Annotated in this window: 6 protein-coding genes and 1 pseudogene; 1 reads left to right on the forward strand and 6 read right to left on the reverse strand. The window is 29.0% G+C overall.

Annotated elements, in window-relative coordinates; translation table 11 throughout:
- Positions 1-18 precede the first annotated feature (18 nt).
- A pseudogene (locus tag M2214_RS10680) lies at positions 19-1,410 on the forward strand (peptide MFS transporter).
- A gap of 30 nt (positions 1,411-1,440) precedes the next feature.
- Here M2214_RS10680 and M2214_RS10685 read toward each other — a convergent pair.
- The 6 genes from M2214_RS10685 to M2214_RS10710 form a co-directional block, all read right to left on the reverse strand.
- Positions 1,441-2,823 carry an MATE family efflux transporter gene (locus M2214_RS10685; protein WP_326521595.1) on the reverse strand — a complete coding sequence of 461 codons (1,383 nt, stop codon included), beginning with the start codon at positions 2,821-2,823 and terminating at the stop codon, positions 1,441-1,443.
- Between the two features lie 198 nt (positions 2,824-3,021).
- On the reverse strand, positions 3,022-4,638 hold the full coding sequence (locus M2214_RS10690; RefSeq protein WP_248477571.1) for an ABC-F family ATP-binding cassette domain-containing protein: 1,617 nt from the start codon (positions 4,636-4,638) through the stop codon (positions 3,022-3,024).
- Positions 4,639-4,753: 115 nt separating this feature from the next.
- On the reverse strand, positions 4,754-5,242 hold the full coding sequence (locus tag M2214_RS10695) for a flavodoxin family protein (RefSeq protein WP_248477573.1): 489 nt from the start codon (positions 5,240-5,242) through the stop codon (positions 4,754-4,756).
- A 144-nt stretch (positions 5,243-5,386) separates the two neighbouring features.
- On the reverse strand, positions 5,387-6,055 hold the full coding sequence (gene deoC / locus M2214_RS10700) for a deoxyribose-phosphate aldolase (protein WP_248477575.1): 669 nt from the start codon (positions 6,053-6,055) through the stop codon (positions 5,387-5,389).
- Between the two features lie 92 nt (positions 6,056-6,147).
- On the reverse strand, positions 6,148-7,170 hold the full coding sequence (locus M2214_RS10705; RefSeq protein WP_248477577.1) for a LacI family DNA-binding transcriptional regulator: 1,023 nt from the start codon (positions 7,168-7,170) through the stop codon (positions 6,148-6,150).
- 185 nt (positions 7,171-7,355) lie between these two features.
- Complete coding sequence (locus M2214_RS10710; protein ID WP_248477579.1) at positions 7,356-15,845, reverse strand: GH36-type glycosyl hydrolase domain-containing protein; 8,490 nt, start codon at positions 15,843-15,845, stop codon at positions 7,356-7,358.
- Between the last annotated feature and the right edge of the window lie 52 nt (positions 15,846-15,897).

Consider the following 15,897-nt stretch of genomic DNA (forward strand, 5'->3'; position numbering starts at 1 on the left):
AATTTAGGTGGGGGTAATATGTCAAATTCGTCTATATCAACAAACACTGAAACAAATCGTGATCAATCAAAGAAACATCCTGTAGGCCTTTATGTAATTTGTTTTACTGAAATGTGGGAAAGATTTAGTTATTACGGCATGAGAGGCCTTTTAATGTTATTTTTAACAACACAGCTTGTAAAAGGCGGTCTTGGTTTGGATACCATGTCAGCTGGTATCATCTACGGTAATTTTACAGGTATGGTTTATCTAACTCCGCTTATAGGTGGATGGTTAGCAGACAAATATTTAGGTCATAGAAAAGCTATAATACTCGGTGGATTTTTAATTATGTTTGGTCAGTTCGCTTTATTTGCAACCCAAACCAAAACAATGTTATATCTAGGACTTTTACTTTTAATATTAGGAAATGGTTTTTTCAAACCTAACATGTCTGCTATCGTAGGAAATTTATATGATAAAACTGATTCTAGAAAAGACGCAGCTTATACAATATTTTATATGGCTATAAACATAGGTGCTTTTTTCGCTCCATTAGTTTGTGGTGCAATAGCCGAACAATTATTTGCACAAAAGTCAGGTGGGGAAATTATATCTTATGCATATAGATACGGTTTCTTAGTAGCAGGTATTGATATGGTTTTAGGTCAAATAGGATTTATGGGTCTTGCTAATAAATATTTAGGTGATATAGGAAAATACCCTGTTACTAAATCTTCAGCTACAAAAGAATCTAGTGATAATCATCCATTAACTCAACAAGAAAAGAAAAGAGTTGCTTCAATATTTATACTATCATTCTTTGTCATATTTTTCTGGGCTGGCTTTGAACAAGCAGGAGCTTCATTAACTATATATACAAGAGATTTTATAAATAGAGATGTCGGAGGATTCTTAGTTCCAGTTACATGGTTCCAATCATTAAACCCTGTATTTTGTGTAACTTTAGGGCCTATAATGGGAGCTTTATGGATTAAATTGTCGAAAAGAAAGCAAGGAGATTTAAGTACTCCTAAAAAGATGTCACTTGGTCTTATATTACTTGGTGTAGGTTTCTTATTAGTGGTAGGAGCTGTTTTACAAAGAGGATCTGCTTGAAATGATGTTGCTGTAAAAGCTAATATGTTATGGCTTGTAGGTGCATATTTCTTACACACAGTAGGAGAACTTTGTTTATCTCCAGTTGGACTTTCAATGGTTAGTAAATTATCACCTCCAAAACTTGCTTCTTTCTTAATGGGAGTTTGGCTACTTAGTAGTGCTGTTGCAAATAAAGTTGCAGGAATGGTAGCTTCTGTAATGGATACATTTACTCATATGCAGATTTTCGGAACTATAGCAGCAGTATCTATATTATTAGGATTTGTATTATTGTTATTAAATAAAAAACTTGTATCAATGATGGAATAATAAAAAAGCGTGAGATTAATCTCACGCTTTTTATACATGTTTAACAATGTTTTTTATCCATCTATCAGATTTTAACCTCATGTAACCTATTATAAACTTAACTATTTCTTCAATAGTAACCAGTGCATAAACATAATGTACAGGTAATTTAAACACAAAAGCTCCTAAAAACGCAATTGGAACTCCTATTATCCACATAGTAAAAGCTTCTATACATAATGAATATTTAGAATCTCCTCCACCTCTTAGAATACCTACAACTAGTAATATATTGAATACTCTTATCACTAAAATTGCACAAATTGTGTATATCATCATTAAACAATAATAAGTTACAGTGTCTGAAACATTGAAGAATGATAATATATAAGAAGACATATTATATAATAATATAGAAATTAAAAATCCTACCAAACAACCTACTATTAAAAGCTTTTTAGCATATATCTTGGCCTCTTCCTCTTCACCTGCACCTATTTTATTTCCTATCATTACAACAGAAGAACTTGCCATTGAAAAAATAATTACCATAAATAAGTTATGTATCGTATTACATATTTGGACAGCAGCCATAGCTTGCGTTCCTATTCTTCCATAAACAATAGAATATACAACAAACCCTGCTCCCCAACATCCTTCATTCAACACAACAGGTACAACTGTTTTGTATACCGTTTTAATAAATATCTTATTAAAATCAAACATTTTCTTGAATGTAGCAGACAATATTCCTCTTTTATAATATATAAGTCCTATTAGTAAAATCATCTCTATTATCCTAGATATTAAAGTCGCAATTGCAGCTCCCTTAACTCCCATAGAAGGCATTCCAAAGTTCCCAAATATAAAAATATAATTTAGAAACGTATTACTTAATAAAGCTATACTACTTACGATCATAGGGAGTAGCACTTTTTCTATAGACCTAGATGCAAAACTATAATTAAATGTAATAGCTGTGAATATGTAACTCATAGATACTATTCTTAAATATTCAACACCCTGTTCTATAACTATTAAGTCTTTATTAAATAAACTTATAATTTTATTTGGTATTGCTAAAGCTACAATCGTAAATATTATAGATATAATACATCCCGATAATAGACCTAGACCTAATACTCGTCTTATATTATCACAATCTTTTTTGCCCCAAAATTGAGAAATAAAAATGCTACATCCACTAAACATTCCTATTATAATCAGATTAAAGAAGAAAAAATATTGATTCGCTATACCAACTGCAGCTATTTGTGTTTCACCTATCTTACCTATCATCATAGTATCTACCATATTCAATGATGATGCTATAAAATTTTGTATCATTATAGGAAGTGCTATTTTTAATAGATTCTTATAAAATTTAGAATCATCAAATAATACAGCTATTAATTTGTTATATAGCAAATTCACGCAATCACTCCTTTTCCAAAAAAATAAGACTACCCATACTTTTATAACTGTTTATATAACAGTTCTTCGCAGTAGCTAATATGTATAAATTTAGCAATTAATTATATTCTATATGATTTTAATTGTCAATTTAAGTTTTACTTTATAAAACAGAAATAAGTTTTGTTTAAATAAATAAGAAGATGCATAAGCATCTTCTTATTTGTACATTTCTTTTAATTTAGATTGTATATCCTTATTTTCTAAATACTCATCAAACTGCATTTTTCTATCCATTAGTCCACTTGGAGTTATCTCTATTATTCTATTGGCTATAGTTTCTATAAACTGATGATCGTGAGATGTAAATAGTATGCTTCCAGTAAAACTAATTAACCCTTTGTTTACAGATGTTATAGATTCAAGATCAAGGTGATTTGTAGGTTCATCTAAAACTAATACGTTTGCATTAGATAACATAAGTTTAGATAACATACATCTAACTTTTTCTCCTCCAGATAATACATTTGCATTTTTAAGTGCTTCTTCTCCAGAGAAAAGCATTCTTCCTAAAAATCCTCTTATAAAACTTTCAGATTTTTCTTCTGAATATTGTCTTAACCAATCAACTAATGACATTTCAATGCCATCAAAGTAATCATTATGGTTTTTAGGTAAATAATCTTGAGATGTTGTAACTCCCCATTTGAAACTTCCTTCATCAGGTTCTGTAACTCCCATTAATATATCAAACAGTGTTGTCTTAGCAATTTCATCACCTAAGAATATAACTTTATCATCCTTTTCTAGTCTAAAGCTTACATTATCTAGAACCTTAACACCGTCTACAGTCTTAGATATTCCTTCTACTGTCAATAATTCATTTCCAACTTCTCTTTCAGGGCTAAATCCAACAAAAGGATATCTTCTTCTAGATGGTTGAATATCTTCTATTGTAAGTTTGTCTAATTGTTTTTTTCTAGACGTAGCTTGTTTTGCCTTAGATGCATTTGAGCTAAATCTCGCAATAAATTCTTTCAATTGTTTAACCTTTTCTTCAGTCTTTTTATTTTGATCTTTAGCCATCTGTAATGCTAATTGACTAGATTCATACCAAAAATCATAATTTCCAACATACATTTGTATTTTTCCAAAGTCAACATCTGCCATATGAGTACATACCTTATTCAGGAAATGTCTATCATGTGATACTACTATTACAGCAGTGTCTTCTAAATCCATAATAAAGTTTTCTAACCAGTTGATTGATTTAAAATCTAAGTGGTTAGTAGGCTCATCCATAAGAAGTATATCAGGCTTTCCAAATAAAGCTTGAGCTAGTAACACTTTAACTTTTTCAGCACCTGATAATTCCTTCATTTGCTTATAATGTAAATCTTTAGGCAAGCCAAGCCCCATTAAAATCATCTCAGCTTCTGTTTCTGCTTCCCATCCATTTAATTCAGCAAATTCTCCTTCAAGTTCAGCTGCTTTTATTCCATCTTCATCTGTAAAATCAGTTTTTGCATATAATTCTTCTTTTTCCTTAATTATTTGATGTAATCTCTTATGACCCATTATAACTGTATTTATTACAACTTCTTCATCATATTGGAAGTGATCTTGTTTTAATACAGATAATCTTTCTCCAGTAGTTATAGATACATCTCCTTCATTCGCTTGTACTTCTCCAGATAATACCTTTAAAAATGTAGATTTTCCTGCTCCATTAGCACCGATTACTCCGTAGCAGTTTCCTTTATTAAATTTTATGTTAACATCTTTAAATAATTGTTTATCTCCATATCTTAATCCAATTCCAGTAGCCTGTAACATCATTTTCCTCCATTTCATATTTCATCGTCTTTTTGAATGTACGTTATACATTCTACATTTTTAGCAGTGTATTTTCAATAGTTTTTGAGTATTTATTTGTATAAAATCGAAATTTTTATACATTAATTTTAGATATTACCTCTTCAACCCACTTTTCAGCTATATTTTTGTTAATTTCTACATTTTTAGATACATTTACAAAGTCTTTAGTATCAACTATATTATTCATATCCAATTCCGATTTCATATTTTCTAAAGTTTTACCTGGACCCCCGTTATGTGTACAAAATAAGAATATCTTCTTGTTTTTGATATTATATTTGTCAAAAAATGTTCTTAAGGCAGGCGTAAAGGTTCCAGCCCATACCGGAGTTCCTATAATTAGCAGATCGTATTCATCTATGTTTATTTCAATACGTTCAAGTTCCGGCTTTTCTTTCATAAAAACACTTTTTCCACACCATAAATATTTCATAAACCCTTTTCTTTTAACTTCATATTTAGGTTTAATTTCTAAAATATCTGCATCTAAGTTTTGAGCTATTGTTTGAGATAAAAGTTTTGTATTTCCTTCAAGCGAATAATAAATTACTAGTTTCCTCATAATCTACACCTCCAAATTATAATTCAGTCTAAATCATGCTGTATCATATACTATATGAAGATAAGTCCTAACGAGCTGTATTACTTTAAAATATGTAAAAAGGTATAACTTTCCGATTCGAAAATTATACCTTTTTATTATATATTAATATCCGCTATTTGAGTCTTTATTTCCTGTAACTATACTTATAGATGCACTAGCTCCAATTCTTGACGCTCCAGCATCTATTACAGCTTTTGCATCTTCTGTGCTTCTTACTCCACCAGAAGCCTTAACACCTATATTCTCTCCAACAGTTTCTCTCATAAGTTTTATGTCTTGTGGTGTTGATCCACCTGTTCCAAATCCAGTAGAAGTTTTAACATAATCAGTTCCTGCTTTTTTTGCAAGTTCACAAGCTATTTTCTTTTCTTCATCAGTTAAATAGCAAGTCTCTATTATAACTTTTACTAAAGCTTTTCCATCAGCTGCATCTACAACTGCTTTTATATCATTTTGAACATAATCATATTTTTTATCTTTAAGTGCTCCTATGTTTATAACCATATCTACTTCATCAGCACCTTTTTTGATTGCATCTATAGTTTCGAACGCCTTAACTTCTGAAGTATTTGATCCTAAAGGAAACCCTATAACTGTACAAACTTTAACATCAGATTCTTTTAATTGCTCTTTTGCAAACTCTATATATGATGGATTTATGCATACTGAGAAAAATCCATATTCTTTTGCTTCTTCACAAACTTTTTTTACGTCACCCTCTGTTGTTTGTGCTTTTAAGACAGTATGGTCTATGTATTTTGCTAATTCCATTTTAACCTCTCCTTTTTGATTTATATTTCAACCTATCAAAATGTAATATTTTTATAGATTATATTTATTAAGTTTATATTCAATTTAATTTATTATGGAACAAATTTCTCTGATCCTTTTAAAACAAGTTGAGGAATTATTATTCTTCTTTTTATTTGGTCTTTTGGAGACACATTGTTTAATTTATCCATAAGCATTTTCATTCCTGCTTTTCCCATTTCAATAGTAGGTCCATTTACTGAGCTTATGTTCATTCCTAAAATATTTACTAGATCTAACTTGTCAAATCCTATTATAGCCATATCTTGTGGAACATTTATGTTTTGTTCATATATCGCTTTTATAGTTCCCAAAATCATCATATTACTAGTTACAAATATAGCACTTGGTCTGTCTTCCATGTTTAATATTTGCTTAGTGATTTCATATGCACTTTCATAATCAAAGTCTCCATAAAATACATATTTATCCTCAATAAGTATATTATTTTCATTTAAAGCTTTTACATATCCTTTGAATCTATCTTTGGTTATTGTGTAATTTTGTTTACCATTAATTATTGCTATCTTATTATGTCCAGCATTTATTAATGCACTAGTAGCATCATACGCTCCTTTTACATGATCTATGAATATACCGCTAAATTCTGAGTATTTAACATATCCATCCAGTAATATAATAGGTATTCCTATTTGCTCTAAAGTATTTAAATATTCACTACTGAAATGATCTTCTGCATATGTTGGAGTTATTATTATCCCTTCTATCCTCTGTTCTTTGAATATTTTAAGAGCTTTAAGTTCTTTGTCTCTTTTATCATCAGTATTGCAAAGTATTATATTCAAATCATTTTCATCTGCTATTTGACTTATACCTTTTATTATTTCTCCAAAAAAAGGATTGTTTATTTCTGGAACTATAACTCCTATAGTATTTGTTTTACTTGTAGATAAACTCCTAGCTATTGCACTAGGTGTATAGTTTAATTCTTTAATTACATCCATTACTTTTTTTCTAGTTTCTTCTTTTACATATCCAGAATCATTCAACACTCTTGATACAGTAGTTCGAGATACTTGTGCTTTTTTTGCAATATCTTTTATAGTTATAGCCATTTTGACTCGCCCCCAAAAAAACTCAAAAATTGTTAGTAAGATAATTATGTTACCGATTCCATTTAGATTATACATTTTTTTTGTCAATACTTCAATACAAATATATCAAAAAGTTCTTAATGTTATTTTAGTAAATAATTTAATTCAAATGAAATCTTTAGATTTCATTTGAATTAAATTTCACATTATCCTAATATCACATCAACATTATGTTCTTTATTATCATCTATAAGCTTTAGTTTATTTGAGTTATTTTTGTTTCCATCAATGATAATATATTTTACATTATTATTTACTTTATCAGGATTTTTAATTGATATATTGTATTTTGATTTCCCATATTTATATTCGATTGAATACTCTTTCCAATCCTTAGGTATACATGGATCTATTACTATTTCATCAGCGTATTTTTTTAATCCCAAAATATCCTCAATACCAACCTTATACATCCATCCTGCTGTTCCTGTATACCAAGTCCATCCTCCTCTACCTATCTGAGAATTAGTAGAGTATACATCAGCTGCCATAACATATGGTTCTACTTTGTATTTTAAACACTCTTTAGCTGTTCTAGTGTGATTTATAGGATTTATGCTATTATAAAGCTTCCATGCTTTATCTCCCTTTCCCATCATAGCATATGCTTTTATAACCCATGTTGCAGCGTGTGTGTATTGACCTCCATTTTCTCTAACTCCTGGGACATATCCTTTTATATATCCAGGATTTAGATTACCTTCATCGAAAGGAGGTGTAAATAAAAGAATCATTCCTTCATCTTCTTTTACCAAATATTTGTTTAAAGATTCCATGGCTTCCTCTCTTCGATCCTTATCTCCACCGTTTGATATGACCGCCCACGATTGCGCTAGTGAGTCTATAATACATTCTGAGTTTTCTATAGATCCTAGAGGAGTTCCATCATCAAAATAAGCTCTTTTATACCACTTACCATCCCATGCATTTTCTTCTATTCCACTTAATATCTTTTTAGCATAATCATTATATTTTTTTTGAATATCCAAATCATTCATTTTTTCGCATATTTTTGAGAAGTCAACTAAAATAGTGTATAAAAACCATCCAAGCCATACACTCTCACCTTTACCCTTATTTCCAACAGTACTCATACCGTCATTCCAATCTCCAGAGCCCATAAGAGGAATACCATGTTCTCCAAATTTTAGAGATCTTTCAATACTTCTTATGCAATGATTGTATACAGATGCTTTTTCCTTAGATACTCTAGGTACACCATATCTTTCATCATCTTCTTTTAGTTCATCCTCTTCTAAAAAATGAACTTGTTCTTTTAATATAGCGTAATCTCCAGTATTTTTTATATACTCAATAGTTGCATAAGGTAACCAAAGTAAATCATCAGAAAATTTGGTTCTTATACCCTTATCATCCTCAGGACCAGGATGCCACCAATGCTGTACATCCCCTTCAACAAACTGATGTGCACAATGAAGTAGTATTTGTTCTCTAGTTTGATCTGGAATTAAATTTAGAGCATTCATAGAGTCTTGAAGTTGATCTCTAAATCCATAAGCACCTCCAGATTGATAAAAAGCTGATCTTGCCCATATTCTACAGCATATGTTTTGATAAGAAAGCCAATTATTTAGCATCAAATCCATAGACAGATCCGGAGTCTTAACTTGAATTTTTCCTAATACATCATCCCACATTTCAATTGAATCATCTAATGCACTTTTAGCTTTATCTACATTCCTATATTTATCTACTATATGATGTATATTTTGAACATCACTATCTTGACCTAATAAGAATACAACTTCTTTTTCCTCATTAATATCAAGCTCAATACAAGTTTGTATACAGGCACATGGATCAAATCCAGCTCCTACATTATTCGATAACATTTCTCTTTTTAAACTAGCTGGATTTTTTAATTCTCCATTAGATCCTAAAAACTCTAATCTATCACCAGTATAAGAATTAACTTTTTCCGAACACGCCATATAACTAATTCGAGGTGAATAATCTGGGTTGTAAGGGTTTTTAATAATCATTATATCATCATTCATATCTGTTATTATATACTTTTGCATAGTCTGATCACTAACACCCATTACAGGTCTTATATAATTTGTAAGAGTTAGTTTTCTTTTAGAATTAGATTTATTTTTAAGCTTAATTATACTAATTTTGATAGATTCATCATTTGGAACAAACATAACAAGCTCTTGCTGTATTCCATTGCTATCATGAACAAATTTTGAATATCCATGGCCATGATGTACCGTATAACTTTCCTTCTCCCTTATAGGAAGAGGAGTTGTAGTCCATATACGACCACTATAATCGTCTCTTATATAGATAACCTCTGAACTTGGATCTATTACAGGGTCATTTGACCAAAGAGTCAGCTTATTTTCTCTACTGTTTTTTGACCATGTATATCCTGAACCATTCTCAGATACTTGAAACCCAAACTTTTTATTAGATATTACATTTATCCAAGGCAAAGGAGTTCTAGTGCCTTCCTTTATTCTTATAACATACTCTTTTTTATCTTTAGCAAATCCTCCATATCCATTAAAATAATCAAGATCTAACTGTTCATCTAAACTTTCATACTCTGTATTATCATCATTAAATATTTTTTGTTCTATGTCATATTCATAATCTGTATAATCCAATTGAGACTTAATAGATTCACACCCAGATTTTAAAACTATTCTTGCAGCAGAATAAAACAGAATTTGATCTTCTTTAGGAATAGTATTTGCATTTCTTATAAATATGCCACCGTGTTTATCTATTAAATCATATCCATACTTTGATCTAACTGTTTCAATTATAAGATCCTGAAGTGGTTGCAAATAATTACTCTCATCCTCATTCAAAATTAAAATATCAACAACTAATCCCTTCATTCTAAAATACTCATGAGCATTTAAAACTTGTTTTACAATATCTATTTCTTCTTCATTCTTTATACTAACAAGAACTATAGGTATATCCCCAGATATTCCATAAGCCCAAAGAGAATTTTGAGCCTTTACATTATTCTTTATTATATCTTGATACCTTCTTTTGCTAGGACTTAAATATAGTATATGAGATATCATATCTTGATAAGTTGTTACTTCTTCTTCACCAAAATTTAAATATGAACTTTCCACTTGACTTCTAATATCTGCTAATTCAAATATTCTATCCATACAAGATATATCATGATATTTTTTAACTAGACTTAATACATCATCCATATTATCACCAATAGAAGTAGTAAAAAACACCTCTACGCTGCAACCAGCATCTATATTTACTTTTTTCCTCAAACTCATTATTGGATCTAATACAGCTCCACAAGTATTAGTCAACGGTTCATTTAAAGCCTTTGGATTTTTAATATTATTAGCTCTCCCTATGAAATTATCTCTATTTGTTTCATACTCTAAATTTCCTATACTATCAGCCTTAGTAGAAATAGTATGAGCCATCCATATTTTTTGCTCACCTTCACTTCTAGGCCTTCTTGAACATATTATACTCTCATATTCTAAAACTGGCTTCGTTCTTATAAATAAATTGGTAAACGCTGGATGAGCAATGTCAGCAGCCTGATCTATAAGAACAGTTTCTAAATAACTAGTTAGCTCAATCATTGTAGATTCCTTAGAATTGTTAGTAATAGTAACCTTTCTTATCTCTGCATCATCCTCTGTAGATACTACAATCTGAGTATTGGTTATTATATCCTTATCTTTTCTAGTAAATTCAGCCTTATCTTGATGAAATTTCACCTTATAATAATCTGGTTTATTATCTATAGGTTTATAAGTTGTTGAAAAAATATCGTTATTATTTAAATTCTTTACAAATATATAGAGACCATAATTACCTGTTGCCAAATCTTCTCTCCATCTACTAACCTGTAATCTATTCTTTTTAATATATCCTCCTCCACAATCAGTAACCATACTCAAATATTTCCCATTTGATAAAATGTGACATCTCGGAATTTTATGATCAACCTCATCGTATTCTCTAGTCACCTTAGGGACAATATTTTTATCTTTTTCTAAAGGCTTTATTTGCTCCTTGTAGTCTTTAGTTATAATACTTCTTACAGGTATCTTCTCTTGAAGTAATATTTCTGCTCCTTTCACCGAAGGATCTGCATGAAATCTTTTTTGCATTATATTAAAATTTAAATAATTATTAATAGTTACAAAGCTCATTCCTTGATGATGAGCCATGAAGCTTTCTACTATAGAGTTTTCTTTACCTAATGTAACTCTATCATTTGTAAAATCTATAGCTTCATATAATCCATATTTTCCTTCCATACCCATATCAATAAGCTTTTTAATATTTCTAATACACTCATTTTCATCGAATAGTAAGGCTAATACAGTGGAATACGGAGATATAACCATATCTTTAGAAAGACCTCTTTTAAGTCCTAAATCCGGTACCCCGAAAGCCTTATATTGATAATTCAAATCCATATCAAATTTATAATAGCCTGACTCAGAAGTACCCCATGGCACATCTCTCCTAGTACCATATTTTTTTTGCGCTCTAATTACAGTATTATAAGTTTCATCTAAAAGTGAATTACTATAATTTTTCATTACGATAGGAGGCATGAAATATTCAAACATAGTAGCAGTCCAAGAAACCAACCCTCTGTATCCATCAACTATAGATAAAGACCTTCCTAATTTGAACCAATGTTTTTGAGGAATCTGTTTTTTAGCAACAGCAATATAACTTGTAAGCCTTGCCTCTGATGCTAAAAGATCATAATATGAATTTGTAAGCTTATTTGAATCTACATCATATCCAATTGAGAACAAATCTTTTTCAAAATCATACAATTCAGTAAAGTCTGTATTATCTACAATATTATCTATAATTTTAGTTAAATCTATTATCTTATTTTCAAATTCATCTATATTATTTATTAAATTAGATATAGTCTCTTTTGATTTTATCAATTCTTCATTTTGAGTTTTTATCTCATCTATTTCTTTTAATATATCTTTATAAATTTGTCTAAGTCTTAACATATCCGTATTTATGTTTACTTCATCCACTAATTTATTCAAATCTCCAATGCTTTTTAAATATGTCTTATGATAATCATTTAATAAAACAGAATTGATATCATATATAATACTTTTAATAAGATCACATACATTCAGATCTGCATCATTATAAAAGTTTTCATTTAAAATTAAATCTACAAATAATTTTTCAAAATCATTAATACATAAATTTTCTTTTTCAATAATAGATTCTATATCTTCATATTCATAATCGCAAACAATTATACTATCTCTAATTCCCTCTAAAATAGATTTGTCTACAATAGGCTTACTAATATATTCTAATAACCCTTGCTTTAAAGTCATTAAGTACCCTACAAAATTACCACTATCCACAGTCGATACATATCTAGGCAATAAAACATTCAAATTTTTAGTATCATACCAGTTAAATAAATGTCCCTTATACTTTTCTAGTTTCTGAACACTTTCTAATGTGTTACTTATTTTACTTAACATAGTTGTAGTAGATATATATCCTAAATCTCTTGCTGACATTATTGATATTAATAAAAACCCTATATTAGTAGGCGACGTTCTTTCAGCTACTCCATTGTACGGATTTTCTTGATAATTATCAGCTGGAAGGTAATTTTGATCTTTTCCTGCAAAATCTTCATAATATAGCCAAGTTTTTCTAGCTAGTTTTCTAATTAATAATCTATCTTTTTTATCAATATTAATTTCCCTATCACTTTCAATTTGTTCACTTATTCTATAAGCTACAGCAGGCGATATAAGCCACAACAAGCATATTAAGAGAGCATATATAGTGTTTGTAGGGTTTAAAATATATACAAGCGCAAATGTAATAACAGATACATAAATAGACACCTGCATTCTTTTTAAATAACTGTTCATATCATTTTTAAGTTTCTTTTCTGCGTCAGCAGCTGTTGTCCATTCTAATAGATTCTTTTTAGATATAAAAACTCTGTACAAAGTTCTACTTATAGCATCTAACATTAAATATGACTGATATGGTAAAAAAGCAAATAAAATTAAAGCTTGATATAAAAGACCTTTACACCCGTATATTAAATCCGAATTCGTCTTTGTAGTTATATTCTTGTAATATTTACACACTATACAGTTTATAAACTCTAAAATTATAGGAAGCACAAATGCAAAAACTGAAAATCCTACCCAAATCCACCAGTAACCAGGAAGAATAGTTAGACCTAATATAATTAAAATCAATGTAGAAACAGAATCTAAACTTCTTCTTAAATTATCTTTTATCTTCCACTTAGATAATGCTGATAATGGATTTTTTGAAAATAACCATCTTACAAGCTGCCAATCACCTCTTATCCATCTATGGAGCCTCATACTAAAAGAACTATAATTAGACGGATAAGAATCTATAAGCTCTATATCTGTTGCAAGCCCAGCCCTTATATAAGATCCCTCTAATAAATCATGACTTAAAACACTATTTTCAGGAATAGCATTTTTAAGAACCTTACTAAATACATTTAAATCGTATATACCCTTTCCTGTGAAAATACCTTCAAAAAATAGATCTTGATAAACATCAGAAACAGCAGTAGTATAACTATCTATACCACCTTGACCTGCAAATATTTTTGTAAACATACTTTTTCCTGTGCTTTCAATATCAAGGCCTATTCTAGGTTGAATAATACCATATCCATCTACAACTACATCTCTTGTTTTACTTAAAATAGCTTTATTTAAAGGATGAGTTATAGTTCCTATTAATTTTTTAGCACTATTCATAACAAGATTTGTATCGGCATCAATAGTTATTACATATTTAATTTTATTTTGTATATGAGAAATATCTGATGATATCATAGAATACGAAGTATCATTAGATCCTTTTAATAATTCATTAAGCTCAACTAATGCACCTCTTTTTCGCTCCCAGCCCATCCATCTATTTTGATGCTTTGAGTATTGTCTATGTCTATGAAAATAAAAGAATATATCTCCTTTTTTATACTTTTCGTTCAACTTTCTTACTTTTTCAAATGCTTTCTCTATTATAATATTGTCTCCATCTGTATGCTCTTCTTTTGAATCCTTAAAATCTCCAGCTATACAAAAATATATATTATCCTCTTTATTTGAATTATAATACACCTCTAACTTGTCTATAAGTTCATCAACAGATTTTTCACTTGTAATTAAAGTAGGTATTACAACCATAGTTGAAGCATTCTCATCTATACCATTCCTATATTCTAACTTTGGTAAAAAATCAGGCTCAACATTATGTGTTACAATCCAATTAACTAAATTTATAGCTATAGTACTTGATGGTATATAAGAAAAAATAAATACCACTAAACTAACATATATATTGTTATTCATTTTATAAGAGTACGTAGTCATCAATAAAGTTAATATCCACGTTATTATTATTATAGGCAAAAAATATATTACATATGGATATTTAGTATTTTTATTTGAAATATCATTATATCCAAAACATGACAATAACTCTGTTACTCCATTTCCAACTATGTAATATCCAACATGATTTAATTTATTATTTTTATCACCAATCTGATTTGATAATTCAATAGCTTTTTTTACTATTTCAAATTCAGGTATATTGTATTTTTTAGATAATTTTTCAATTTTGCTTCTATAATAATCTCTACTTTCAAAATCCATTTTATTATATACATCACAAGGATCATCCTTTAAGATTTTTTCAACTACAGATAATGATTCAAATACACTTATCCAGTTCAACTTAGAGATTTGATTTAAACTTATTATAGAGTTTCCCATTGCCATTTGTCTATACGCCTGATCCTTATGTTGAAGCTTTATTATTTCATCCAAGGTTATATTATATTCAGACAAATTTTGTTCTATAAAACTCTTTATTTTTCCTAAATCATAGTCTTCACTTCTCATTTTCTTCATTAAATATTCAACATAAAAAAAGTCAATTTTATTTTCTTTATTAATTTCTTTTCTGATAAAATCCATTAATTCTTCATTATTCATATTCAGATCTTTTATATTTTCATACTTTAATTGATCTTTATAAATAAGTTCACAAATATTTCTTATTTTTTCAACAATACAACATCTAATAACAATAGACAAAGACCATATTTCTGCAATAGAAAGAATACTATGTTTTTGATATGACTTTATAAACTCTATTATCACACTCTCATCCAATTTTGCATCAGTATGAGATACAAGCTCAAACAATATATCATATACCCTTGGAAATCCTTCAAATATACCATTTGATAATACATTCAATTCTAAAAATCTATCTTTATCTACCTCTTGCCTTACAAACTTAACTTCTTCCTCTAATTTATAAAAATTATCTAATAGCCATTTTGAAGCTCCTGATAAATTTTCTTTATCTTCATCTATTTCATTTAAATGTTTATACAATTTAAATATAACATCATAATTATTATTCAATCTAGGTAATAAAGATCTACAACTTGTATATTTTTCACTCACTATATGCTTTCGAGCTATATTCATAGAATGATTTTGGAGCTCTTCATTACTCAATAAAATATTATCCATACTGATATTTTCATATCCGTCTATTTTTTTATTGTACTCACTCATATCTTATATTCCTCCTACAAAAGAGTTGTCGTCTAATTTGCTATTTATCCGA

The sequence above is a fragment of the Tepidibacter aestuarii genome (genome assembly GCF_934924865.1).
GTDB lineage: Bacteria > Bacillota > Clostridia > Peptostreptococcales > Peptostreptococcaceae > Tepidibacter_A > Tepidibacter_A aestuarii.

Excerpts from the sequence above, each read along its gene's own strand:
- M2214_RS10695 (WP_248477573.1), bottom strand. The coding sequence starts at position 5,242 with ATGAGGAAACTAGTAATTTATTATTCGCTTGAAGGAAATACAAAACTT.
- M2214_RS10705 (WP_248477577.1), bottom strand. The coding sequence starts at position 7,170 with ATGGCTATAACTATAAAAGATATTGCAAAAAAAGCACAAGTATCTCGA.
- M2214_RS10690 (WP_248477571.1), bottom strand. The coding sequence starts at position 4,638 with ATGTTACAGGCTACTGGAATTGGATTAAGATATGGAGATAAACAATTA.
- M2214_RS10710 (WP_248477579.1), bottom strand. The coding sequence starts at position 15,845 with ATGAGTGAGTACAATAAAAAAATAGACGGATATGAAAATATCAGTATG.
- deoC (WP_248477575.1), bottom strand. The coding sequence starts at position 6,055 with ATGGAATTAGCAAAATACATAGACCATACTGTCTTAAAAGCACAAACA.